General features: G+C 44.6%; 25 protein-coding genes. 8 read left to right on the top strand and 17 right to left on the bottom strand.

The annotated features are described in order from the left end of the window. Nucleotides 1-26 precede the first annotated feature (26 nt). The 3 genes from ACFO0S_RS01480 to ACFO0S_RS01470 all read right to left on the bottom strand — a co-directional run bounded on the left by ACFO0S_RS01480 (nt 27) and on the right by ACFO0S_RS01470 (nt 3,771). Entirely contained in the window at nt 27-1,907 is a 1,881-nt protein-coding gene (locus ACFO0S_RS01480) for a bifunctional diguanylate cyclase/phosphodiesterase (protein WP_378139428.1), read from the bottom strand. A 70-nt stretch (nt 1,908-1,977) separates the two neighbouring features. After that, on the bottom strand, nt 1,978-2,652 hold the full coding sequence (locus tag ACFO0S_RS01475; protein ID WP_378139426.1) for a hypothetical protein: 675 nt from the start codon (nt 2,650-2,652) through the stop codon (nt 1,978-1,980). 3 nt (nt 2,653-2,655) lie between these two features. After that, on the bottom strand, nt 2,656-3,771 hold the full coding sequence (locus tag ACFO0S_RS01470; RefSeq protein WP_378139424.1) for a mandelate racemase/muconate lactonizing enzyme family protein: 1,116 nt from the start codon (nt 3,769-3,771) through the stop codon (nt 2,656-2,658). Between the two features lie 85 nt (nt 3,772-3,856). Between ACFO0S_RS01470 and ACFO0S_RS01465 the strand changes: the two genes are divergently transcribed. Both ACFO0S_RS01465 and ACFO0S_RS01460 read left to right on the top strand, forming a co-directional pair. After that, entirely contained in the window at nt 3,857-5,092 is a 1,236-nt protein-coding gene (locus ACFO0S_RS01465; protein ID WP_378139422.1) for a hypothetical protein, read from the top strand. Between the two features lie 102 nt (nt 5,093-5,194). Then, the gene (locus ACFO0S_RS01460) at nt 5,195-5,629 is read left to right on the top strand and encodes a peptidylprolyl isomerase (RefSeq protein ID WP_378139420.1); all 435 of its coding nucleotides are present in this window, start codon (nt 5,195-5,197) and stop codon (nt 5,627-5,629) included. 296 nt (nt 5,630-5,925) lie between these two features. On the opposite strand, the gene ACFO0S_RS01455 is transcribed toward ACFO0S_RS01460, so the two are convergent. The 4 genes from ACFO0S_RS01455 to ACFO0S_RS01440 all read right to left on the bottom strand — a co-directional run bounded on the left by ACFO0S_RS01455 (nt 5,926) and on the right by ACFO0S_RS01440 (nt 8,699). Beyond that, nucleotides 5,926-7,386 (bottom strand): putative bifunctional diguanylate cyclase/phosphodiesterase, encoded by a 1,461-nt coding sequence (locus tag ACFO0S_RS01455; RefSeq protein ID WP_378139418.1) that lies wholly within the window; start codon nt 7,384-7,386, stop codon nt 5,926-5,928. 72 nt (nt 7,387-7,458) lie between these two features. Further along, nucleotides 7,459-7,917, bottom strand: a complete 459-nt coding sequence (locus ACFO0S_RS01450; RefSeq protein WP_378139416.1) for a PAS domain-containing protein — start codon at nt 7,915-7,917, stop codon at nt 7,459-7,461. A 109-nt stretch (nt 7,918-8,026) separates the two neighbouring features. After that, the gene (locus ACFO0S_RS01445) at nt 8,027-8,377 is read right to left on the bottom strand and encodes a hypothetical protein (protein WP_378139414.1); all 351 of its coding nucleotides are present in this window, start codon (nt 8,375-8,377) and stop codon (nt 8,027-8,029) included. An 82-nt stretch (nt 8,378-8,459) separates the two neighbouring features. Then, nucleotides 8,460-8,699: a hypothetical protein gene (locus tag ACFO0S_RS01440; protein WP_378139412.1), complete on the bottom strand. Its 240-nt coding sequence runs from the start codon at nt 8,697-8,699 to the stop codon at nt 8,460-8,462. Nucleotides 8,700-8,847: 148 nt separating this feature from the next. Here ACFO0S_RS01440 and ACFO0S_RS01435 point away from each other — a divergent pair, with 148 nt between their 5' ends. After that, nucleotides 8,848-9,006 (top strand): hypothetical protein, encoded by a 159-nt coding sequence (locus ACFO0S_RS01435; protein WP_378139410.1) that lies wholly within the window; start codon nt 8,848-8,850, stop codon nt 9,004-9,006. A gap of 16 nt (nt 9,007-9,022) precedes the next feature. Here ACFO0S_RS01435 and trhO read toward each other — a convergent pair whose 3' ends face one another. The 4 genes from trhO to ACFO0S_RS01415 all read right to left on the bottom strand — a co-directional run bounded on the left by trhO (nt 9,023) and on the right by ACFO0S_RS01415 (nt 14,697). Further along, entirely contained in the window at nt 9,023-9,979 is a 957-nt protein-coding gene (gene trhO, locus ACFO0S_RS01430; protein WP_378139408.1) for an oxygen-dependent tRNA uridine(34) hydroxylase TrhO, read from the bottom strand. 75 nt (nt 9,980-10,054) lie between these two features. Beyond that, entirely contained in the window at nt 10,055-10,495 is a 441-nt protein-coding gene (locus ACFO0S_RS01425) for a YaiI/YqxD family protein (RefSeq protein ID WP_378139406.1), read from the bottom strand. Nucleotides 10,496-10,507: 12 nt separating this feature from the next. Continuing rightward, nucleotides 10,508-13,552, bottom strand: a complete 3,045-nt coding sequence (locus ACFO0S_RS01420) for an AAA family ATPase (RefSeq protein WP_378139404.1) — start codon at nt 13,550-13,552, stop codon at nt 10,508-10,510. Further along, nucleotides 13,552-14,697 carry an exonuclease SbcCD subunit D gene (locus ACFO0S_RS01415; protein WP_378139402.1) on the bottom strand — a complete coding sequence of 382 codons (1,146 nt, stop codon included), beginning with the start codon at nt 14,695-14,697 and terminating at the stop codon, nt 13,552-13,554. Before ACFO0S_RS01415 ends, ACFO0S_RS01420 begins: the two co-directional genes overlap by 1 nt. Before the next feature lie 124 nt (nt 14,698-14,821). On the opposite strand from ACFO0S_RS01415, the gene putP reads away from it, so the two are divergent. The 4 genes from putP (at nt 14,822) to ACFO0S_RS01395 (ending at nt 19,294) form a co-directional block, all read left to right on the top strand. After that, nucleotides 14,822-16,312, top strand: coding sequence for a sodium/proline symporter PutP (gene putP, locus ACFO0S_RS01410; RefSeq protein ID WP_378139400.1), 1,491 nt, complete (start codon nt 14,822-14,824; stop codon nt 16,310-16,312). A gap of 134 nt (nt 16,313-16,446) precedes the next feature. Beyond that, nucleotides 16,447-17,472, top strand: coding sequence for a Delta(5) desaturase DesA (desA, locus tag ACFO0S_RS01405; protein ID WP_378139398.1), 1,026 nt, complete (start codon nt 16,447-16,449; stop codon nt 17,470-17,472). A 94-nt stretch (nt 17,473-17,566) separates the two neighbouring features. Continuing rightward, nucleotides 17,567-18,694, top strand: a complete 1,128-nt coding sequence (locus ACFO0S_RS01400) for a sensor histidine kinase (RefSeq protein ID WP_378139395.1) — start codon at nt 17,567-17,569, stop codon at nt 18,692-18,694. After that, nucleotides 18,695-19,294, top strand: a complete 600-nt coding sequence (locus tag ACFO0S_RS01395) for a response regulator (RefSeq protein WP_378139393.1) — start codon at nt 18,695-18,697, stop codon at nt 19,292-19,294. Between the two features lie 13 nt (nt 19,295-19,307). Here ACFO0S_RS01395 and ACFO0S_RS01390 read toward each other — a convergent pair whose 3' ends face one another. From ACFO0S_RS01390 to ACFO0S_RS01370, 5 genes are read right to left on the bottom strand one after another with little or no spacing between them, the layout of a single operon-like run. Next, the gene (locus ACFO0S_RS01390; RefSeq protein WP_378139391.1) at nt 19,308-20,108 is read right to left on the bottom strand and encodes a metallophosphoesterase; all 801 of its coding nucleotides are present in this window, start codon (nt 20,106-20,108) and stop codon (nt 19,308-19,310) included. A 36-nt stretch (nt 20,109-20,144) separates the two neighbouring features. Further along, nucleotides 20,145-20,867 (bottom strand): CBS domain-containing protein, encoded by a 723-nt coding sequence (locus tag ACFO0S_RS01385; RefSeq protein ID WP_378139389.1) that lies wholly within the window; start codon nt 20,865-20,867, stop codon nt 20,145-20,147. Nucleotides 20,868-20,879: 12 nt separating this feature from the next. After that, a complete protein-coding gene (locus tag ACFO0S_RS01380; protein WP_378139387.1) occupies nt 20,880-21,662 on the bottom strand; it encodes an ABC transporter permease in 783 nt (260 codons plus the stop codon). Next, nucleotides 21,659-22,564 (bottom strand): ABC transporter ATP-binding protein, encoded by a 906-nt coding sequence (locus tag ACFO0S_RS01375; protein WP_378139385.1) that lies wholly within the window; start codon nt 22,562-22,564, stop codon nt 21,659-21,661. Before ACFO0S_RS01375 ends, ACFO0S_RS01380 begins: the two co-directional genes overlap by 4 nt. Continuing rightward, nucleotides 22,561-22,764, bottom strand: coding sequence for a PLD nuclease N-terminal domain-containing protein (locus ACFO0S_RS01370; protein ID WP_378139383.1), 204 nt, complete (start codon nt 22,762-22,764; stop codon nt 22,561-22,563). Before ACFO0S_RS01370 ends, ACFO0S_RS01375 begins: the two co-directional genes overlap by 4 nt. A 165-nt stretch (nt 22,765-22,929) precedes the next feature. Between ACFO0S_RS01370 and ACFO0S_RS01365 the strand changes: the two genes are divergently transcribed. Then, on the top strand, nt 22,930-23,130 hold the full coding sequence (locus ACFO0S_RS01365; protein ID WP_378139381.1) for a CsbD family protein: 201 nt from the start codon (nt 22,930-22,932) through the stop codon (nt 23,128-23,130). Nucleotides 23,131-23,873: 743 nt separating this feature from the next. Here the strand turns inward: ACFO0S_RS01365 and ACFO0S_RS01360 are convergent. After that, on the bottom strand, nt 23,874-25,118 hold the full coding sequence (locus ACFO0S_RS01360) for an IS91 family transposase (RefSeq protein WP_465251267.1): 1,245 nt from the start codon (nt 25,116-25,118) through the stop codon (nt 23,874-23,876). Between the last annotated feature and the right edge of the window lie 155 nt (nt 25,119-25,273).

Raw genomic sequence — 25,273 nt, 5'->3', positions numbered from 1 at the left:
CCAAAAAACCCCGCCATCTGGAGAAATCAGGCGAGGTAACGTTTTTCGAATTCATGGATGGGCAATGGATGTGAGAAATAGAAGCCTTGCGCTTTGGTACAGCCGTTCTGCAGTAAGAATTCTGCTTGCTCTTCACGTTCTACGCCTTCCGCAACCAATTGAAACCCGAGATTGCGTCCCATTTCTATGATGGTTTTTACAAGGGTTGCCTGTCCCGCGTTATGAGGCACTTCACGCACAAAGGATTTGTCTATTTTTATGAAATCAATCGGCAACTGGTTCAAGATGGCAAGCGATGAGTAGCCTGTACCAAAATCATCAATATAGATGGTCACCCCTAATTGTCTCAATTTGAATAAAACCGGAATCGCCGAATCAAGATTCTGAACCATGCCTTCTGTCAGCTCTACACCTAGCAGATTCGAAGAAATTTTGTATTCTTCCATAAGGCGCTCCAGATTCTCCATAAATACGGGAGATTCTAATTGCGCGCTCGAGACATTGATAGCGATACGCATAGGTGTGTTCGCTACTTGCCACCTGTGAATCTGCTGTACCGCTTCAGTTAGCACCCAGTTTCCAATCGATACAATCTGTCCAGAATCTTCTGCAATGGGAATAAATTCTCCTGGGGAAACCTCTCCTAGGATAGGATGTTGCCATCGAATCAATGCTTCGACACCCTGCACTTTTCGAGTAACCAAAGAAACTTTCGGCTGATAGTAAAGCTCAAATTCTTGGTATTCTAACGCCCGTTTTAAATCATGCTCTAAACGAAGACGTCGTCTCTGAAGCTCTTCATTTTCCCTTATATAATACTGAATATTGTTCTTTCCTTTAAGTTTTGCTCGTTTCAATGAGGCATTCGCCTTTGATAGCAGGCTGTTCATCGTTTTGGCGTCTTTCGGATAAAGTGCCGCTCCTGCACTAATCGTGAGAAACAGCTCTTCGTCATCAACTAAAAATGGCGACCTGAAAGACTGCAGAAACTGATCCACTTTAAGTTGCATGGCCTCCTGATCTTGGTAGGGGTAGGCCACAAGGAATTCATCTCCCCCGTACCGTGCCATGAGCGTTTCATGACCAAAATACATAGGCAGACGTTCAGCAATCAATATTAGTAATTCATCTCCAACTTCAAATCCCATCATATCGTTAATAAATTTTAATCGATCGACATTGAAATAGAAGATAGCTAGTGGGTTCTCCTCCATCCCCATTTCTACCATTTCTTCTAATCTCTTATTAAAGTGGACTTGGTTCGGTAATTGCGTCAATGTATCCGTCATAGCAATCCGATTCACCGCTTCTGCAAGTTCCACTTCTTTTGATAAATCAACGACTACCCCAACGATACGAATGACTTGCCCATTTTCCCCAAAAATAGGTTCCCCTGCGGAGCTCAAATGAACAATCGTCCCATCTTTTTTATACACACGCCACTCTTTTTTTGTTGCTTCTCCGCTCAGCAATTTTTCATAATGCTTCTTGACGAGATGTTTGTCACTTTCGACTGCACGTGTATAGAAGATCTGATAATCTGCATCAACTTCTTCTTGTGTATATTGAAAGAGGGCTAGAATCCCTTTTGACACGTGTAGTCTTTCAGCTTCTATATCTATGCTCCACATCCACGCATTGGTGTTATTGTAAAGAGCCGTTAATTCCTGGTTCGCAGAGTTGATTTGCCGCTTAACATTATTCATTTCTACTTTGTAATGATGGATTACTTCTTTTAAATGTTTACGTGTCGTAAGAAGCCAGCCGATAGCACCTCCGAGGAGCGCCCCACCTACTCCCCAAAGGAAAACGTTCAAACTAATGGTCTCATGCAAAAGAAAACCGACAAAAAAGGCAGTAACCGACACAAGAAGCGCCATCCCGAGGATGGAGAGGCTATCTTTCATATGTCGTTCACCGCCTTTTGCTTTTAGCTACAGTGTACCGGATTTAGCTAAAAATAAATAGATTGAATTATTATTCTACTAGTGTGTAGTGGACCCACCAGACCCCTTGTTCTTCCTTGATGGCTGTACCGAGGAATCCTTCAGCGAGCAACTGCTGTTGCTTGGCGGTTTCTATCATAGGAACTTTGCGTGTTTCCTCAAGGCATTGCGACGACCGATGAAGGTTTTTTACAAATACATATCTTAGCTTTCCATTGTATTTATGTTTTAGTGCAGCGATTTTCATACCGAGATGAAATTTGTCCTTCATGCTCGCAATATTGAAAGGCGCTACCGTTGTACAGATGTAACTTACATCACTTTCTACAAGTCTCTCGAGCCACCATTCCCCGAGCTTCTTTTGAAGACCATACCCTTGAAAATCTGGATCAACTACTGTGATTTCTGAGTAGATCACGTGTTCCCACTCGTCTTCGGGAATCCCTACATCTTTCGCAAGATGTTCCGGGTCATTCACCGGCCGTAAAAAAGCACGAGCTGCAACAAGCTTTTCCTCGTTAAAAGCTCCGGCAAATAACTGCTGAGTAAGAATCACATCGATTTCTTCTTCTGTCAGCTGCTGCAAGTGCTCCGGCTGTGCAAGGGACCTATAGACTTTCTCTTGAAGTTGGAGAATACCCTGAAAATCATCGTGACTCAATAATCGGACCTGGAGAGGATAGGGACCGACTTGAATGGTACGCATCTGTTACTCTCCTTCCACTGTCGTCTGTTCTACCGTCAATTCCTGTAAAATCGTTTCATCCACATCTACACCAAGCCCTGCCTGGTCATTTAAAGAGATGAATGGGACATCATAGCGCAGATTTCCAATGTCTTTGGAGAACTTTAACGGTCCTGTCAACTCCACACTGCTAATAATCTTTTTAGCAAACGCAACATGGAATCCAGCTGCTGAACCTACGGAAGATTCAACCATTGAACCTACCTGACAATCGATGCCCGCCATTTCTGCCATATGGGCAAGTTTCATTGCTGGATAAATTCCGCCACACTTCATCAATTTAATATTCGCTTTGTGTGCCGCAGAACGTTGGATGATTTCGCGCATTTCCCGCTTGTACTTCAATCCTTCATCGATCATCAGAGGCGTCGACGATTTTGCTTTAATTTCTACCATTCCGTCGATATCATCTGCTTTTACGGGTTGTTCCAACCAATCGATACCGAGGTCTTTCATTTGCTCCAGAGCTTGCAAGGTGGAGGCTGCATTGATCCACCCTTGATTGACGTCGACTCGAATCGCCACATCTTTTCCTACTGCCTGTCGTACTGCACGAATACGAGCAACGTCGCTCGTAACATCACGTCCTACTTTCATTTTAAAAGAGGTATAACCTTGTTCCATTCGCTCTATAGCTTCTTGAGCCATCCCTTCCGGTTCGCCGATACTCAGAACGTGTGTGATAGGGAACCGTTCATGAAAACGACCGCCTAGTAAGTTGTACACAGGAACTCCTAGTTTTTTTCCTACCGCATCGTAACAAGCAATATCAATTGCCGCTTTCGCTGCAGGGGCTTGATAGACTGTCGCATCCATTTTGTCATGTAGACGTTCCATATGCATCGGATTCATGCCAAGGACAGCTGGTGCGAGGGAGTGCTTCAAGAGAGCATAGGTACTTTCCCACGATTCACCAGTCACATGATCATCCGCCACGGCTTCCCCGTAACCGACGATTCCCTCATCCGTTGTTAGTTTCACAATAATGGAAGGCATGTCGTCATAGGAGTGGTAGCTAACGATAAATGGCGTAGTCAATGGAAGGCGAATTGCATAAATATCCAACTTTTTAATTTTCATTTTTAGTTCATCCTTTACAAAAATATGATGTTTGTTTATAGTTGTCGTTAAATAGTCGTTATTTAAGTGAGAGAGGTGTGTTAGGATGACACTCACCATTGCTGTAATCGGTTCAGAACTGTTCACTCCCCGTATTCAAGAACTAGAGACCAAGTTTCCCGAATTGCGTTTTTATTATTATACGTATAGTGATTCGAAAGAAGCAAGAGAGATTGTTCAACAACTCCCCGTAGTCGATGCGTTGTTCTTCGCCGGTACGTTTCCCTATCATTATGCAAAGGATGTGGTGGAGCGCCGACAAATCCCTAGCTATGTGATGCGTCAAGACGAAGCCATCATCACTGCCACCTTGTTACATGCCAGCTGGATGTATCAAGTATCTGCCACCGAGATCTCTATTGACCTTACCGTGCCTGCCTTGTTTTCAGAAGTTCTAAATGAGTTGTCCTCTACAGTAGAAAGCGGACCTGTCCTTCAGATTTATCCAGAAATCTCTCTGGATTCAGTTCTGCAATTTCATATGCGCGCTCAAGATGCGCTGAAAACGAAACTAGCCATCACCAGTATTCATTCGGTTCATCAAGCACTAGAAGAAGCTGGATACAAGTCTCTTTATATGCGGGAGTTGACCGAAACATTACAACGTGCCATCTCTCAAACGGCCCATCTAGCGAAACTCGTGAAAAGTCAAAAAGCAGAACCAGCCGTCGTTCTGGTACGGAACCCTTCCGAATCCAAGGACTTGAATGATGCACTTCGACAATTTCTCAAGAGCCCATGGTTCTCTCACGATAAAACAACGCTACAGTTTGTGACCACCCGGAAGCATATTGAATATGTCCTTCACCTTTTCGAATTCCGGGAATTAATTGAACGTCATCACGTGCAAGTCGGGGTCGGGTACGGACTCGATACATTAACAGCCACTCGACATGCGGAAGATGCTCTGGGGTATGGAGATAGCGGAACCATTTTTGTCATGGATGCACAGAAGAATTTAACGACGCCTTTCACTTCAGAAAAACTCGTGTTGCAATTGACGCAGCCTCGCCAAGTGGAACTGGCAAAGAAGATGGCGATGAGTCCGGCCAATTTGTCCAAAGTCATACGTTTTCATGGGTTACATCCTTCGAATCAATTCACTGCAAGTGACTTAGAAACGTTCCTAGGTTTGACTCGCCGGTCGACGGAGCGCATGATTAAAAAGCTTGTGGATCATCAGTTAATCGTACGATCCGGTGAGGAAATGACGTATCAACAAGGTCGTCCGCGCACCGTCTATACGTTCCAGCTACCGGATTACTTGTTGGAGTCAGAATAATTTCTCACCCTCTCATTACACCGAGCAAACTCTGTATTTTTGTAACCCTCTCCATCCGTGATATACTAGTACCGATGTTATTTTGAAATGGAGGACTTTTAAATGGCAAAAACAGGTTACTTTTTAATGGAATCTGGCGACAAGCTAGAATTCGAACTTTATCCAAATGAAGCACCCAACACGGTAGCAAACTTTGAAGAACTTGCAAACTCAGGATTTTACGATGGTGTCATTTTCCACCGTGTCATCCCAGGTTTCGTATCTCAAGGTGGCGACCCAACAGGAACAGGTATGGGCGGAAGCGGCAAAACTATCAAATGTGAAACTGATGGCAACCCACACAAACATGAGCCAGGCAGCCTTTCTATGGCACATGCTGGCCGTGACACAGGATCAAGCCAATTCTTCATCGTTCACGATTCTCAACCACACTTAGACGGTGTTCACACAGTGTTCGGTAAATTAACATCTGGCTTAGATGTAGCTCGCAATATGTCCAACGGAGACAAAATGAAAGAAGTAAGAATTAACAATTAGATGTGAAGCCACCTGCTCCAGAAACTCCGAGAAAATCAGGCGGAGCCAATGAGGCGCTCTTTGCCTCAATGGATGCGAATGATTTTGGAGTGTGTTTCTAGGTGGCGCAACTCGATTATTTCAAGATGTGTAGCAGGCTCGCCCTGAAATTCTGTCAAATGACAGCGTGGACAGGGAGGCGCCCTTTGCATTTCTGGAGGTCACAGCTTAGTGAAGGGGTTTCTAGCGTTCGTAACAAAATAACCACACAAACAAACAGCACAAAGAAAGCCTTTGTGCTGTTTTTCTATGTATATTTAGTTCTTAAATAAACTTTCTAAATAGTCCCCTGCTTCTCGAGCGGGCATCGGACGGGCGAAATAATAACCTTGCATGAACATACATTCCCGTTTTTGAAGATAGGAAACTTGCGCTTCCGTCTCTACGCCTTCCGCTACTAAATCAATTCCTAAACGTAAACTTAATAAGATCAATGAGTCCAGTACGGCCTCTCCTCTTTTAGAGACTTCAATATAATCAGTGAATGATTTATCAATTTTAATTTTATCAATCGGAAAATCACTGATATAGGAAAAGTTGGAGTAGCCACTGCCGAAATCGTCAATCGCAATTCGTATGCCATTCTCTTGTAGGATACGTAGTTTCTGTTGAATGAGAGGCGTCTCAAACAATTGCATGTTTTCCGTTAATTCGAGTTCTAAGATTCCATCCGCCAGATGGAATTCTTCTTTGAGACGAAGGAGATTTTCACAAAATGAATCTTCCGAAATCAATTGAGACGTTACATTTACAGAGAGCATCCCTTGATATTGGACCTTCTCCTGCCAACTAACCAACTCTTGAACGGCTTTTCGAATCAGTCCTTGCATCAGTTCCTTTAATTGACCTGAATCTTCCGCAATCGGTATGAATTCTAGGGGCGAGATGAATCCGAGTTCCGGGTGCTCCCACCTTGCTAAAAGTTCCATGCTTAGTACGCCTTGTATAACGGTGTCTATTTCCGGTTGAAAGTACGGCATCAACTCGTCTCTTTGCATCGCTTGCAGCAAATCTTTTTCAAGACGCAATCGTCGATTCCATTCAGTGGACATAGCTTCCTGATAATAGACCCAGTTGGTATTCTTCATTTTCTTCGCCGCATACATGGCCATATCACTTTTTGTAATCAGCTCATCTGCATCATGGCCATCTTTTGAAAAAACACTGATTCCTATGGCAACGTTTACTGTAAATCGGTTAATCTCCTGAATCCAGAATGGATCGTGAAACACATGAGCTATTCGTTCTGCATCCATTTCTAATTGTTCATCATCTAGATAAGGAACGAGGATGACGAATTCATCTCCGCCAAATCGACTAACAAAAAATGTGGACGGCAGTAAAGATTGTAACCTGTTCGCTACATCTTTTAACAACTCATCTCCTGTATCATGACCACATACATCATTGATCATTTTGAAATCATTCAAATCGATAAAAAAGAGTGCAGTCGATTGACCCTCTTTGATTTTAGGCTTTACCTCTTCGTAAAGGTACAACCGATTAGGCAGTCCCGTCAGATGATCGTAGTGTGCGGTTTGCCAAAGCTTAGCTTCCTTCTGTTTTTGATCCGTTATATCTTTAAAATAAACAGAAACACCACCCCCTGAACGAGGGTAGACATGAATCTCGAACCAAGTTTCAAGTGGAGGGTAGTATTCTTCGATAACTTGTGATTTTTGCGTTTCTACCACTGCTCTATACGTCGAATAGATCATGGTATCCACACTTTCAGGAAATTCTTCCCACACTATTTTTCCTAAAACGTCCTGTCTTTCTCGTCGTAACAATCATGCCGCTTGGTAATTTAAATACATTATCCGCCAGTCATAATCGATTGCATAAAAAGCATCTGTCATACTTTCAAGGACATCATACACTTCTCTACGCTGCAGTTCCTCTTCAGTAATGTTGCGATGAGCAATCAACGCACCGTAAACCTTCCCGTCTTGCTGGAGAGGTGTCGCACGCATTAAATACCAACGTTCATTTTGGGGGCTGGGACAGGCATATTTAGACTCATAGAATGGCGCTCTCTCGAAAAGAACGGCTTTAATACCTTCTACGTCCTCCATAGAACCAGCATTCTTTAAAGTTTCTAAATAATTCCGACCTATATCGGAATACCCTTGATCCGATCCATTTTCACAGGCAAATTGCCGCCATGCACGATTGGTCGCATAAATCGTGCCATCTGATGTAATGAGTGCGATATTTTCCTGCAACGAGTCAATGAGTGTCTGGCTCATACCTTCCTCTCCTTTGGTCTTCATTATACACCTTAAAGAAAGGCACTGTGGATTTAAAATCCAACAAAAAAGCATTGGTCCACTCCTAGGGGACAAATGCTCATATTCTTTATGAAATCGCAGATACTTCGCGGTTGAATAAGACAAAACCTTCTTGATCGGTATCTAATAGGCAGCGACGGGCAATCAAATGATGTGCTGCATCCAAATGAATTTTCACTTCGTCTATCTGACGCTGTTGTAATGCGGTAAGGCCATGTGATAAATGTTCTGTGGTGGGTGAGGTCTTCAGTTGAAATACATTTTCTCCAGTGAAAAGAGGGGCCATTTCCGCCTGATTCAAGTGGTATAGGTCCCACTGCGGATTTGTATAAAGAATCGTGCCATCTGGTGCAACAATCGCCGCTTGATCCATGAGCACTTCAATGAAGTTTTGAATAAAAAATGCTACTTTTTCCATTGCTCCCACTCCTATTCGGCCCATTTGTTTTCCGGTGGACCTCAACCGGTTCTATATTATATATATCCGCATTTGCAATTTATTAAACACTTGTGTATAATAATCCACTTTTCTGATAATTTTCCAGAAAAGTGGAGCAGGCTCGTTCAGAAATGCCGAGGAAATCGGGCGTGCCCAGACTCCCGAGCGAGCGTTCATCGTACAGCCGAGAGGTTTCTCGTGACAAAACCTTAATTTGTTGTGACAAAACGCCAATTTCATCTACCAGAGAATCGATTTGTCGTGACAAACTCGTTTTATGGAAACCATTTTGTGCTTTCACCTCGCCCCCACCCCACTCTCCATCCGTTGAACACGCATCTTCCCTCAAAAGCCGGTTTACCCAAGCCCTTTTTAGAAAGACCTACCCCACTTTAGAGGGTTTGGAGTGAGCAGCCGTTACATTAGCCATGTAAGAGGAGGTATTCACCATGAAACTTGATTTATTCGCCATGAATGCAGCGTTAGTCGCCATCCACATCAATCCATTGGCCACAAATGGATTATTGGAAACAAATTTGTACGAACCGGCGTGGTGTGTTGAGAGGCGCAAAGAAAAAGCAGCACCTCATAACGAAAAAATGTCATGAGACGCTGCTCTTCTTCTTACTTCACTTCCGCTGTTTCAAGAACAGCCAGACGCTCTTCTACTTGCTCTGGTGTCATGTTGTACTCCACCACGTATCGGTTACGTGGATGTGTGCGACACTCATCTGAACAAGAACGCATGTATTTATGCTCGTTTTCTTCTGAGCAGAGGATTTTGTCATTACATTCAGGATTCGCACAGTTCACGTAGCGCTCACATGGCGTCCCGTCAAAGTGATCTTTCCCAACAATCACGTGCTCGACGCGGTTGATAGGTACGGCAATACGGTTATCAAACACATACATTTGACCATCCCAAAGTTGCCCTTGCACTTCAGGGTCTGTTCCGTACGTATGAATTCCACCGTGCAATTGACCGACGTCTTCAAATCCTTCACGTTTCAACCAACCAGAGAATTTCTCACAGCGAATCCCGCCTGTGCAGTACGTTAAGATCTTTTTGCCTTCTAATTTCTCTTTGTTATCTTTGATCCATTGTGGCAGTTCACGGAAATTGCGGATGTCCGGACGAACTGAACCGCGGAAGTGTCCGAGGTCGTATTCATAGTCGTTCCGTGCATCGAGAACAACCGTATCCTCTTCTTGCATCTGCTCAAAGAATTCTTTTGGTGACAAGTACGTACCTGTTATCTCATTCGGGTTGATATCGTCTTCAAGACCCAAGTGAACGATTTCATTTTTCGCACGAACATGCATTTTCTTGAAGGCATGCTCGTCTGCATCGTCCATTTTCCACATGATGTCCTTGAAGCGCTCGTCGTTGTTCATCATGTCCATGTACGCATCTGTTTGTTCGATGGTACCTGAACATGTACCATTGATTCCTTCGTGAGAAACGAGGATACGGCCTTTTAATCCAATTTCTTTGCATGCCGCCAAGTGCTCGGCTGCGAAGGTTTCCGGGTCTTCAATCGCTACATATTTATAGTAAAGTAATACACGATATTCTTTCATGATTGCTTGTTCCACCTTTAATTTTATTCATCAAAATAGTATAGCAAAGATTCATCAAATATTCTAGATGAATGTTCAATTTTTTAGGCGACTCAGCAACTGTTCAAACTTTTGTTGAAATTCGGCATTGGCTTCTTTGGATCGTTTTTTTGGACCTTTTAATCGGCCACCCGCCTGACGGATTTTCTTTGCTGTATGACGGCGTTCTAGCATCCCCAATATATTATCATTGGTGTATTCGTGGCCATTCTGATCTATCACGTACCCACCACGGGCGAGTACCATAGCAGCTAAGCCGTAATCCTGAGTCACGATGACGTCCTCTTTTCTCATCCGGTTGACGAGGACGAAATCGACAGCATCCGCGCCTTTTGAAACGGTGATGGTCTCTGCCCCTTCCCGCTCCATGACATGGGCGGTATCACAGATCAATGTCACAGGGATACCAAAAAGTTTCGCCGCTGTAATCACTTCCGCTACCACCGGACACCCGTCAGCATCTACGATAATTTGCATCTCATCTTCCCCCTATCCGATTTGAAATGAGGTACTACTCGTTCCTGAAGCGGATTTCTGAACCCGCAGCTGTGCCGGAATGGCCGCCTGTAATTCTTTCACATGGGAGATGACTCCAATGAGTCGTCCTGTCCGTTGAAGCTGCACAAGTGCGTCTATTGCTTTTTGTAGTGACTCCTCGTCCAGTGATCCAAAGCCCTCATCGATAAACATCGTCTCGATTTGAATGCCCCCGTTCATCTCCTGCATGACATCCGCCATCCCTAGCGCAAGGCTCAGCGACGCATGGAACTTTTCGCCACCGGACAAGCTCTTCACATCTCGGAACTGTCCTGTATATCCATCGTAGACATCTAGTTGCAAACCACTTTGTTTGCCGTGACTTTCCTGACGGTCACTGCGGACTAAGCGGAACTGACCACCAGACAACGATTGAAGGCGCTGATTCGCTGCTTCTGTAATCTGTTCGAGATAGGCAATTAGCATATAGCGTTCAAATGATAGTTTCTTGTTGTTTTGCCCGCGCAGTGCGTCGTAAAGGGACGTCGTTGTAGCCAGCTGCGTCTCAGTGTCTCCCATTTTATTCTTAAGACCTGCGAATTGATTCATGAGTCGTTCGCTCGCCTCGTAAATCCCTTGTAGTTTTTGTGCTTTTTCTTTTTCTGTATCCCATGTCGCTTTCGCTTCTTGTACGAATGCTCGCTGATCTGCAACAGGCACCCGCTCCTCATGCCCTTCCAGTTCTTTTTCAAGAAGCCCTTTCTCTGTCATCACCTGTTGAATCATCGTCTCATAGGACTGAAGCTCTTCTTTGTAACGAGTTGTCTCTGCTTCCGGTAAAGACGCCTGGGTATAGGCACTGTCGTTCTCAAAGCCTCGAGCCTGCAGCGCATCTTCCCAACTTGCGACGGCTTGCTCTTTTTCTTCTTGCAGCTGCTTCAGCTGATTTTGTTCCCATTCCAGGCGCTCTCTTACCGACTGAAAACGTTCTTTGACACCATGATATGTCTTGTCGGTCTGTTGCCATTCATCGACGGCTTGTTTATATGAAGCAGCCATTTTACGCGCCTCTTGCTTTACATCCTCTAGTGACTCTTCTTCAGCGGTTTCCATTGATTGAAGCTGCCCCTGAAGACGTTGCCACTCCTCTGTCACTCGGGCGAGCTGTTGTTCGCGTACACTCATCTGGTCTTTCAATTGATGAGATTGCTGACGAAGAGGTTTTCCTTCTGACATATAGGCCGATGCTTGTTGTTTTTTTTCATTTAACCCTTTAATGCCTGCTGTCACCTCTGTAAGTTGTTGTTCATAGTTCTCTTTCTGCTCAAGCGCATTCGGATACGTTTCTTCCAACGCTTTGGCTTCTTTTTGGAGTCGCTCGAATTCAAGTGTCAGACGCATGTGACGTGTCGTCACTTGCTGTAATTTTTGTTGCAGTTCCGCCTGACGATGTTCAGATACTTCTTCTTCCCGAACGGCAGGAGAGGGATGTTCTGTCGCACCACAAACCGGACAAGGTGCCCCGTCGTGTAGATGTTCAACAAGTTGGACGGCCAGCTGATTGGCCTGACGTTTTTGGAACTGCTGCCACTCCTCTTTTGCTTGTTGCTCAGCTTGTGCAGTTTGAAGAAGTTCTTGAGAGAACTCGTCAATCTGCCTTTGAACTTGTTCATAATGAGTGAGTTGCTTGAGCTGTTCTGAGAGTGTGCTTCGTGCTTTCTCCAGTTCGGTCAGTCCGTCCGCTTCTGCAGTTAGTGCTTGATACTGCTCTACCAAGAATTGAAGGCGGTCGTCCATTTGTTGAAGTTCGCCTTTCATCTGTTGCACAGCTGTGTCGTGCAGTTCTTTTTCTTTCGCAAGACTCCGCTCTTTTGTCAAAAGGACATCTCGTTGTTCCAGTTGCTTGACGCGATCTTCTAGCTTCTCCACTGCTCGTCGTAAGTCTTGACGCTTTTCTTCTTCCGCCTGAAGCGTCTTCCACTTCTTCTCGATTTCGGTAAATTGTATCGTGACCTGCTCAGCCTCTTGTTTCAGATTCTGCACGGCTTCTTGTTTTAGTTGTGCTTTTTGCATCATCTGTTTGTAGACCAGATAGACCGGGGCAATAGATTGAGCGCGTTCTGCCGCTTCTAGACGCGCCTTCCCCTTCTCCATCAAAGGTTGTTGATTGATCAATGTCTGATGTTTCGTCACCAGTTCTTCAAGTCGCACACGCTTTGCTTGCATCCATTCCATTTGCTGCAGTCTTTTCTGCTCGACTTGGAAATGGGTCCACGCATGTTGTTCTATTTCTGTCGCTTGCAGTTGTTGTTTCTTCAATTCATCCATGCCACGTGTGAATGCATCATCAATTTGATAGAGATTGATTTGATGCTGCTTGAATGTCTCTACTTCCGGATAGAGACCTGCTGCTTGACTCACGAGCGTCATGAGGACGGCACGGTGTTGCTGAGAGGAATTCAGAAGTTGTTGACGTTTCTCTCGTAAAAATTCATTCATCCGCTGAAAACGTTCAGTCCGGAATAGTTTACGCAAAATCAGTTCTTTTTGATCGGTAGAGGACGTCAAAAATTTCCGGAACTCCCCTTGCGGCAACATCACAATCTGGTGAAACTGTTCAGCTGTCATGCCCACTAGTTCCATTAGTTTCGCATTGATTTCCCGCACAGTGTACCGCTCGACAAGAGGAACCTCTCCTTCTGGTGTCACTTCCACAAGCTCATATTTTTCACCTGTTGCTGTTTTGTTTCCCGTTTTGATGTGCGCCATCTGTCGGAAGATACGAATCGTCCGTCCGCGCACAGAAAATGTCAGCTCAACTGCTGTATGTAACTCATCCGGTGCAAAATCACTGCGTAGCATTCGGGTATCTTGACGATCCTCTCCACTTCCGGTGCCAAAAAGGGCAAAGGACAACGCGTCAAAGATACTCGTCTTCCCTGCTCCAGTCGGTCCAGCAATGACAAACAGAGTGTGCGGATGAAGCTCAGAGAAATCAATGGTTTCCTGTTCACGGTATGGACCAAATGCGGTCATTTTCAAGTAAAGGGGTCGCATCAGTTCTCCTCCTCTTGTTGCGCGTGATGCCAGGCTTCTAGAAAGAGCGCGGTCATCTCTTCATTCGGTTGTTCATTGGTGATTTCCTCTAAAAATGCTGTAAATAAAGCGCGTTCATTAAGTTGTTGGCGTTCCTTTAAAGGCACATGTGCCTCTGAGCCTAAGACGACAAGCTGACGCTCTACGTGAAGTGTATTCGGGTAGACGGTACGGAGCTGTTCCATCGGTGACAGAATCGGTCCTTCATCCAGTAGTTTGACGATGACATAGTCTTCGCTCAGCGGGTGCTTTAATACATCCTGTAGCTTACCTTCGATACGGCGCATGGCGCGGCGTGGTGGTAATGGATGCAAGGTAATATGTGTCTTTCCTGCCGCATCCAATTCGACAAGCAAGACCCCTTTTTCCGTACCGGCTTCCGAGATTGCATACGTCATCGGACTTCCGGAAAAACGCACGTGTTCCATACCGCAGTGATGAGCTCTGTGCAAATGGCCAAGTGCTGTGTAGTGAAAATGTTGAAAGAGTTGTGCAGATACGTATTCCGCTCCGCCTATCGCAAGTGGGCGTTCGGCTTCACTCGTATTCTCTTCCGGTTCCCCGTAAGGTGTGACAAACGCATGACCTACAAAGACGTGACGCACCCCTTCTTCAAGCGGAAGGCAACTCTCGAGAACCTGCTCCATCGCTTCCTGGTGATTCATGCTCTCTTCTTTGTTCAGCCGGAAGCGTACCTGGGCCGGATCCATATACGGGATCAGATGAAAGTCGACAGGGCCATGGATATCTTCCAGACGGACTTTGTGGTTCCCCGGTTGCCAGTCTCCGTGCAGATGAAGACCGGCTTGCTTCATAAACGTAGAACCAAATTGCATGCGTCCCGGACTATCATGGTTCCCCGTCACAGCCAGGAAAGGAATCCTTCGCACGTCCACAATTTTATGTAAGAACTCTCCAAACAATTGAATAGCTTCTACAGGAGGAATGGCGCGGTCATAAATATCGCCAGCCATCACAATGACATCCGGTTGTTGCTCGTCAATAACAAGGAGTAGTTGTTCCAGCATATATCGTTGGTCATCAAGAAGTGAAATTCCTTGCAACCATTTTCCTAGGTGCCAATCGGCGGTATGTAAAATTTTCATATGATTTCTCCTTCTGCCAGGTATTGGTTCCCGTGTTCTTTCCTATATGAAGTATAAAACTTAAAAGACTCTATACAGAATACAATATACTTGTTACTATGAATTTGAAAAGGAGGTCATTATGATGTCAGCAGAAATTTATCAGATTATTGCCATTATTATCTATATGGTTACGATGCTCGTTATCGGATATTATGCTTACCGCAAGACAACCAATCTGAACGACTATATGCTTGGAGGACGCGATTTAGGTCCCGCTGTAACCGCTTTGAGTGCCGGAGCAGCCGATATGTCAGCATGGTTACTCATGGGTCTACCTGGTGCTATCTACCTTTCTGGGTTAGGAAGTGCTTGGATTGCCATCGGTCTTACGATTGGGGCTTACTTGAACTGGGTATTCGTTGCACCACGCTTACGCGTCTACACAGAGGTGTCCAGCAACTCCATTACGATCCCAAGTTATTTAGATAACCGGTTAAAAGGGAAATCTTCTTTAATTCGAATTGCTTCAGGTATCATCATTTTACTATTCTTTACATTCTATGTATCGTCTGGAATGGTAGCAGGTGGAAAATTCTTTGAGAGTTCATTCGGATTAAATTATCACGCTGGACTTCTCATTGTTTCAGCTGTCGTTGTAGCTTATACACTATTCGGAGGCTTCTTGGCAGTAAGTTATACTGACTTTTTACAAGGGTTAATGATGGTGATTGCACTTATTCTTGTTCCTGCTATTGGAATCGTGGCACTTGGTGGATTCGGTGAAACAGTGAATGCGATTCAAGCAGTGGAACCAAATCACTTCAGCTTGTTTGCTGGAACTACAGTTCTTGGCATTATCTCTACTGCTGCTTGGGGACTTGGCTATTTCGGTCAACCGCACATCATTGTTCGTTTCATGGCGATCAAATCTGCCCGTGAAGCAAAATCTGCTCGCCGCATCGGAATTAGCTGGATGATTTTCAGCTTACTTGGTGCCATTACAACAGCTTTAGTTGGGGTAGCTTACTTCAACCAGGCAGGCCAAACACCACTGGATGAAACAACTGCAGAAACGGTCTTTATTGTATTAGGCCAAGCTGTGTTCCACCCGTTCATCGCTGGTTTAATGCTTGCTGCGATCTTAGCGGCAATCATGAGTACGATTTCTTCTCAATTGATTGTCACCTCTTCTGCACTCGTGGAAGATTTGTACAAAAAAGTTATCAAATCGGATGCGGAAGATAAAACATATGTATTGTACGGACGTATTGCTGTATTAGCGGTATCCATCTTTGCTGGTTTCCTTGCTTGGGAACAAAATGAAACGATTTTAGGTTTGGTTGAGTTCGCTTGGGCAGGGTTTGGTGCTTCTTTCGGTCCGGTCATCCTTCTCTCTCTTTACTGGAGAAAGCTGACTTCTCAAGGGGCTCTAGCAGGTATGATCGTCGGAGCCGTTGTCGTTGTCATATGGGCGAACACTGAGGTGCTTAAAAGCGCTATGTACGAAATCGTTCCTGGTTTCATCCTGAGCTTGATTGTCACTGTCGTTGTCAGCTTGATGACATACAAACCAAATCTGGAAATCGATCATGAATTTGATGAAACGAACCGTTTAATCGAGGAAAATAAATAAGATGTCTGGCTCTCACTTCGGTGAGGGCCTTTTTATATGACACTTGTCATATGACATTGCTTACATCTGCTATTACTATCTGGTCGTAAACTTGATTAAGCTTAAAGTAATCAATTACGACCAGGAGGCATCACATGGATAAACAACGCATTCGAGAGCTACGTAAACAAGTGGCTCCCTTTGAAAAATCTCAATTAAACAAAAGCATTATCCAAGTTATCAATACGATTGTCCCTCTATTCTTGGTATGGGCCCTTGCCTATCTAACATTTGATATTTCCGTTCTGTTGAGCATCGGCTTTGCTGTCATTGCGGCAGGGTTTATGGTACGTACGTTCATCATTTTCCACGATTGCACACACGGATCTTTCTTCAAAAATAAAAAAGCAAACAATATCATGGGGACCATCACTGGAATCTTGACTCTTTTTGCTTATGAAAAATGGAAACGTGAACACTCGATTCACCATGCGACGAGCAGTAATCTCGACAAGCGAGGCACGGGTGACATGTGGGTAATGACTGTGGAAGAATACACAGAAGCATCTCCAGGTCAAAAATTAGCTTATCGTCTTTACCGTAATCCACTGGTGATGTTTGGTCTAGGTCCTATTTATCTGTTCTTAATTTCAAGCCGCATCAATCGCAAAGACGCACGTCCGAAAGAGCGTTGGAATACACACTTGATTACAATCAGCGTGATTGTCCTTTATACACTAGCTGGCTTCCTTCTTGGATGGACAGAGTTTGCCATTATCCAAGGTACGACCGTCTATGTAGCAGGCGTACTCGGGATCTGGTTGTTCTATGTACAGCATCAGTTTGAGGATTCCTATTTTGAGGAAGAAACAGAGTGGGATTACGTGAAAGCGGCTGTTGATGGAAGCTCGTACTACCAACTGCCGAAAGTTTTACAATGGTTAACAGGAAATATCGGCTATCATCATGTGCATCACTTAAGCCCACGTGTTCCGAACTACTTGCTAGAAGAAGCCCATGAAAAGACACCGCCGCTTCACCAGGCAACAACGATCACTTTAAAGACAAGTTTAACGTCCTTGAAGTTCCGTCTCTATGACGAAACCGCGAAAACGTTTATCTCCTTCAAAGACTGGAAACGTCGCCAAATGCGCACATCTCCTTCTCAAATGAATGGATGACCCTTTCAGACGTTCCCTTGTTTCGCGTATACTAGAAATAGAAGTTTGCTCGCCCGGCCACTTTGGTCGGGTTATTTTTTTAGGAGGTGAACCGATGCCGAAATGGTATCAGTTGTTCCCACGTTCGCCCTGGCTGAGTCTCTATGCCTGGATTGTCTTTTGTATTTTGCCTTTCTTTTTCTTATTCCGCTCGACGGGCTGGCAGGAAATTGTCCTCGGACTTAGTTTACTTGGACTATTTTTCTTGTTGTATCGTTTTTCATTCTTTTTAAACGGAACACTCTTTTACATGGCAGTAATTCTCGAGATGGCGGTCACGTCCGTCATGACGCTCCTATTTGGCTATGTCTATCTGAGTATCTTTTTATCCTTCTTTATTGGATTTACCGAAAACAAAGTACGCTTCTTTGTCCTGTACGGACTGCACGTCCTAACTGTGACACTCAGTGTAGTCTTTGGATTCTTTACACAATTTGAGCTATTCATTTCCCATTTGCCTTTCTTGATTGTCGCTCTCATCGGTATTGTCCTTCTTCCGTTTGCCACGTTCAGTAAAGCACGGCAAGATTATCTGACAGGAGAGCTTGAATATGCGAATGAACGGATTGCACATATGAGCGTTGTCGAAGAGCGTCAACGGATTGCACGAGACCTTCATGACACGTTGGGGCAAAAGCTTTCCTTGATTGGACTGAAAAGTGAACTCGCATCCAAGTTGATCGATAAAGATCCGGAACGGGCCAAACAGGAATTGAAAGAAGTTCATCAGACCGCACGACTTGCGTTAAAAGAGGTGCGGGAACTCGTGTCCACGATCCGAACGGTCCATTTTGAGGATGAAATTGAATCGGCTACCCAATTGCTTCAGGCAGCAGATATACAATTCATTCGAGAAGGCGGAAAAATACATGGAGAGATGCCACTTCTCGTTGAATCGATTCTGAGCATGTCACTTAAAGAAGCTATTACGAATGTCGTGAAACACAGCAAAGCTTCTTACTGCCGGGTCAATTTGAATAGTTCGAAGCAGTTGACCGTTCTGCAGATTGACGATGACGGTATTGGTGGAAGTGTCGGGAATTACATCGAAGGTAATGGACTCTCGGGTATGAGAGAGCGGATTGAATTTATCAATGGGTCTCTGACCGTTGAACAGTCGCAAGGAACCAAGCTGATTATTGCAGTCCCTCATGTGACACCACAGCAAAAGGAGGCGAATTAAATGATTCGCATCGTATTAGCAGAAGATCAGCGCTTGTTACTTGGAGCGCTTGGATCTCTTTTAGAGCTTGAAGACGATATGGAAGTCGTCGGGCAAGCAAATAATGGCCAAGAAGCACTGGATCTCGTTCAGAAGCTTTCTCCAGACATCTGTATCACTGATATCGAGATGCCGATAATGACCGGTATAGAGCTTGCAGGGGCGCTACAAGACCATCCATGTAAAGTATTGATTTTAACGACGTTTGCCCGTTCTGGGTATTTTGAAAAAGCACGTCAGGCCGGAGTAGATGGCTATTTAGTCAAAGACAGTCCAAGCGAAGAACTGGCCTATGCCATTCGCTCCATCATGAAAGGACGCAAAATGTATTCTCCTGAACTGATGGAACTGGCATTTGATGCGCCCAACCCGTTAACTGAACGTGAAATGCAGGTCATGGAACAAATGGCAGAAGGCAAGAATTCCAAAGAGATTGCCGCGGAATTGTTCCTTTCTCCTGGAACTGTGCGCAACTACATTTCGGTCATCCTTGAGAAGCTTCAGGCAAGCAGTCGCATCGAAGCCTTGACGAAGGCCAAAGAAAAAGGCTGGTTCAAATAGAACCGGCCACTTTTTATTCTAATATGACTTCGACAATCTCTGGACGATTACCTACACGGAGCGGAAATACACTGTTTCCAAGGCCTCTGCTGACAATCATTTGGGTCCCCGCTTCTTCATAGACTCCGGAAGTATAGGCTGGGAAAAACCCTTGCCCTGGCGCGATTACTCCATCTATTCCCCATAAGCGGATCTGTCCCCCGTGTGCATGCCCTGTGAAAACAAGTTGTTCTCCTGCCGTCACATATTCTTCAAACACTTCCGGACGGTGAGAAAGGGTGAGACGTACGGCACCTTCGCGTGGATGTTGCTCAAGCGCATGATGCACGGGTACACCGTCTAACGGATCTTCTATCCCGAAGATTTCAAGTGACACATTGCCTTTTGTAAACTGAGCAGATTCATTGGATAAAACCGTTACACCGAGTCCGCTCAGCTCAGCCTTGATATATTCAACCTCTTTCGTAGCAATCTCATGGTTGCCCGTCACGTAATACATAGGCGCAACTTGTTGTAGACCACGTACGAGGGCAAGGCTCTGCTCCAAATCATACCGATTGCTATCGATCATGTCACCTGTAAGAAAAATCAGATCAGGTGCACGGTCTGTGACTGCTTGAATCAAGTTCGCTTGACCTTCCCCAAATTCCGCATCATGTAGATCACTCAATTGAATAATCTTCAATCCGGAAAACTCATTTGGTAAGTCATCTAGTTGGACATTATGAGTGGTCACCACCGGGGTGATATTTCCCCAGTATAGCCACCCAGCTCCCGCCATTATCACGAATAGGACTAGTAATAGTTTTTTCATCATCTCTTCCTTGTCGAATTATTTCCCGGGAAATAGCTAATTAAGTTTTAATATGTCAAACGGTGTAATAATGCCGAAGAGTTCATTAGACGGCTCTCCATCTTCCGTAATTAACAATGCCTCTAACCGATGTCCGCGGGAAAGTTCTGTTTTGAACATCTCTTCTGCCACATAGGCAGAGGTGTCTCTTGATATAAAACGATGATTCGCCCGTTTGGTTTCATGAATTAAAATATCTTCTAGTGTCGTTTTCCGAAGAGAAATCGTGTCTTCATGAATATTACTGGCTAAAAATGCCGTGATTCCTACAGGAGTCACAAGCCCTTTAAATTCAGAACCTAGAAAGACAGGAAACTGATTAAACTTACGTTCCCGAATTATCTTGAGGGCATAGCTTAACGAATCCCCAAGCTGGAAAGTGAGTACATCTCGCTTAAATGTTTCTCCGACCGAATGGGGATGCATCAGCGCTTGTTCGATTTCTTCCATTTTCGTGACCACATCATCATGTGGTTCTGCAATGACGTACTCCACAGATGTGCGGTGATGCACAATCGCATTCCGTAAATCTCCAAATTCGCGAAGATCGGCTTCATATCTGCGAATAACCGCACTCTTCTTTTTGGTCAGATCAATCAGCCGGAAAAAGGAATGATGATCTGTCGATCCAATAATATGTTTCATTTCCTGATCAATTCGGTTGTACGCCGATATAAACCGATCGGAGTTCCGCTCTTCTGTCTGCTGATTTTCTGTCATCTAGACTTCACCTCAAATTTTAACGTCAGCGGCTTTTTTCTTCGCCATAAGTATGCTTACTGTAACGCAAATAAGAATTAAAAGTACAGCGATAGCCACAGTGATCCACAGGTCTTTCATGTCCACCTCTCCCATCATCACCATTCCTGCATAGGAAAATAACTTAAATGGTGTATAAGGCCAGTATCGTAAGACAAGTCCATCGATCATCGGGAAGAACGCGATGAAAAAGACGGAGAGCGCTGCAGCAATTCCGGGACGCAAAAGCGTACTGAACAGAAGCGTTACACTCAGTGCAAAGATCATCCAGACACTATAGACGCCAAGCATGGCAATAAATCGTTGAATCGAGAAATTGCCAAAGAGATAATCAGTGTAATACGCAGCGCCGATCATGCCAAGCACAAGGCTCCCAAGCAAAATCAAATTGCTGATGGTCCATTTACTCAAAATGTACGACGGAAACGAGAGAGGTCGTACATATAGGAACGCTGCCGTTCCATTTTTTCTTTCACGCGCAACAAGACCTGCAAATGCAAAAGCGATGATAAGCATACCGATGAACTGATATTGATTGAGAGCCGACAGAAGAATTTGTTCCGGTGTCATCTCTGGAAACTGAATGACCGATCCTTCCGGTACATTTCCAGCAGACTGAATGATTTGTGGTAGGAAATGATTGATAATGGGTTCTGTAATTCCGAGTAAGATAAATACGATAGGAATCCAAATCAACTTAAAGTTTCGTGCATGTTCTCGCCATTCTTTTTGAAAAAGCACACCGAACTGATTCATTTCCCATTCACCACCTTTAAGAAGATCTCTTCGAGGCTCGCTGTGGAACGCTCTGCTTTTGTTACGGTTAAATGAGGTGATGCGACAAGGGATGCTAACACTTCTTGCATCCTCGGTCGTTCCTCTTTGATTGGAATAAAGGCAATATGATTTTCTTGGTAAGCCGCATACGTTGAGCCATCAATGAAAGAGGCCGCCTCTTCACTCGTGGTGAAATGAATTTGATAGTGCGCATCTTCATACTTTTTCTGAATATTGGTGAGCGATCCTTGTTCAATCAGGTTTCCTTTTCGCATAAACAATAGCTGATCCGTCATTTCTTGCGCATCATTTAAAATATGAGTCGAATACAAGATGGTCGTCGATTGCTGCAACTCTTTTACTAGGTTTAAAATTTCGCGACGCCCAATCGGATCAAGTGCCGACACTGGCTCATCCAAGAACAAAAATGCTGGTTTATGTACAATGGCTTGAGCAAGACCCAACCGTTGGCGCATCCCACCAGAGAAGCCTGAAATCTTTTTCCCTTTGACATCACCCAGTCCCACGAAGTCGAGCGCTTTTTCTGATTCGACACGTGCATCACGTGCGGAAACCCCACTGAGTCTAGCAGCCATCTCCATGTACTCGCGAGAAGACATCCATCCGTAAAATTGTGGATACTGAGAAAGGAATCCCATTTTATGACGATAATCATCGCCTGTCTTTCCATCGACCACAATCGTGCCACTTGTCGGATTCAGGAGTCCTGTTAGCATCGACAATGTGGTGGTCTTTCCAGCTCCGTTAGGTCCAATAAGGGCTGTTGCCGTATTCGGCTCCAGCGTAAATGTGACGTTCTGAACAGCAGCTTCTTTTCCATAGTGTTTCGTTAAATTCTCTACATGCAAATGCCCGCTCATTCACTCTTCCTCCCCAAAATAAAGTAAAGAATGGGCCCTATTAGATTCCCAAGAATAATAATGAGAACCCATACCCATTTCGGCCCATTAGTTGCAGGGATACGGATAAGATCAATAATTGCCACAATAATTAAAATCGCCTGCAAACCAAGTAGCGGAGCTATGAGTCCCCATGGTATTTCGTTAAATGCTTCCATCATACACTTTCCCCCTTTTGCGCTAGTATACTATACAGTACGTTTGGACAGGAATAGCGTTTCACAGAAGACAGATTATTTGAGAAGAAAGCAGATTGTTTTAAATGAAGAGCAAAGGGTATTTAGATGGAAGTAAGAAATTTCGTTACTATGAGGAGGAATTGCATTATGGCGAACGATGGATTCTCAAACAAAGTAGAAGGCAAGCTTGAAAAAGTTTCTGGAAAAGTAAAAGAGACGATTGGGGATGCAACAGATAACAAATCCTTAGAGAACGAAGGAAAAAAAGAACAATTCAAAGGAAATGTTCAAGAAAAAGCAGGCCAAGTACAACAAAACTTTGAAGATATCACGAAAGATCGTCGCTAATTGAAACGAAAGCCCTGAAATCAAATGATTTCAGGGCTTTTTTAGGTAATCGGGATATTTTGATGAGGTGAGTAGTCGTTCATCGACTCTGATTGCGATTTCATCGACGTTACTGGAGAATACATTTGCGGTTTTCATCTTTTATCATCACTAATCATGATTTCATCTATAAATAAGGATTTAGAGCGGATGCCTTAAGCCCTTGCTAGGAAGGGCTTCAACACTTTAGGGATTTTCGTGGGCTGAGCGTACGTTCACCGTACAGCCGAAGGATTTGTCGTTACAAGATGCCACTTTCTCGTTACCAAATGAGGATTTGTCCTAACAGAGATTCGATTTGTCGTGACAGACTGATTTATTGGAAACTATTTCTCTTCTATAATCCTGTTTGCGAGCACCCATCTTCCCTCAAAATCGGATGTCCCAAGCCCTTGCTAGAAAAGACCTTCCCCACTTCAGTGGTTCAGTCCTTGTCTCAAAAGAACGCATAAGAAAATCCGGCCAAAAACCCTGGCCGGACCTTTTTGAACTATTTCACATCTGATATTTGATAGTGGGCTCCGGATATACCTTTGTACGATTCAGGATACATCCCCGCACCACATTGGTCGCACTCAAACATCGGCGGGACGCTCTGGTCCCCGTCTTGGTCCATCCGATCCATGTCACGTACGACGTCATAAGGTATCAGTTCCGTCGTCTCACAGAGTAGGCAGATGTACTTCACCTTAGCTGGTCTCGCCTTAGGCGAACTGGCCTTTTTCTTTTTCTTTCGAGTCTTGCTGACTGGTGAGATAGTCGATCACCCTCTCTAAGTATTTCTTTGTATTATTGCATACGGCCACGCGAATCGTCAGCACACCATCATCTAGACAGACCTCTCCCTTGAACACGAGATGGTTCTCGCATTTTGGGCACACCAATGGATCTGGCTGGTTGTTCATCAAGAACTTTTCACGCCAGTTGCGCTTGCGGAGCTTTGCCCCTGCTTTTACGAACCATTTCTTGACCTCTTTCTGCCATTTCGTAAGCAGTGCTTTCACCTTTGCCTTTCTGTTTCTTGCATACATCCCGTAATGGCGGATCGTCTTGAACTGTTCGTCAGGGATGTGACGGATCAATCTTGCGATGAACTCTTCTACCGTCACAGTCTCCGTTTTCTCGAGACCGTCGGTCTTGTCCTTGTAGGTGAATGTCACCATCTCGCCATCATATGCCACGATCCGATTGAGACCGATCGCAGGTCGTCGCATGTAACGGCCTATGTAGCGCAACTGTTCCTGAATCTTCCCCTTCTGTTTTGGGGCATGCACATAGAAGCCGTCCTTGTTGTTGTTGAAGGCAGCCTGGAGTCTCGGTTGGACCTTTCTCTTCTCTTCGGCATTCAGGTTCTTACGGATCAGTTTTAACACGACTGTCTGCCACTGCTTTCTCAACATCGCAAATGGAATGAAGTCATGGTCCACATATTCACCCTTCTGATTGATCCCACCCATCGTGACGAGCATGTGTACATGAGGATTGAAGTTCACCTGCGACCCAAATGTATGGAGACCTGAGATGATCCCTGGTTCGACCTTGGCCTTTTTCCAGAAGAACTCTTTGATGATCCGTGCGGCCTCATCCATCATGTCTTTCAGTAGATATCGATGTTGAAGGAATACATCCCGCAACCCCTCGTCGATTGTAAAGATGACATGGCGATGGTTCACCTGTATCACCTCGTTCGCCAAGATGCGACTCCACTCTTCACTCTCACCTACTGAACATGTCGTACAGAATCTACCTTTGCAGCGGTAGGCCACCTTTTTAGTATGATGGCATCCCTCACACACAAACAATTTGAATCCATTGACAACCTTTCCGCACCCTTGAAATTTTTTGATCTCTTTCAAGACCACCGGTCTTATAAGTCTGCGATGCTTTTGAACAAACGTAAGCCCGAATTCAAATAACGCATATTTTTCGAATGCACTTCCCGGTATGATCGTGGTATCACGAATGGGAGGTGCATTTTAATTGCCAACTGACTCACTAACAATCGTCCCCGTCCAATTGGAAACAAAAGAAGGTTCGTCTAGGAACCAGCGACCACCGGTCAAGCCGATATGTACAATCCAAATCCAAGAGACGAAGGTCCACT

The organism is Chryseomicrobium palamuruense, assembly GCF_042649045.1.
Taxonomy (GTDB): domain Bacteria; phylum Bacillota; class Bacilli; order Bacillales_A; family Planococcaceae; genus Chryseomicrobium; species Chryseomicrobium palamuruense.
The sequence above is the reverse complement of the archived record's forward strand: the minus strand, read 5'-3'. Positions and strand labels throughout refer to the sequence as shown.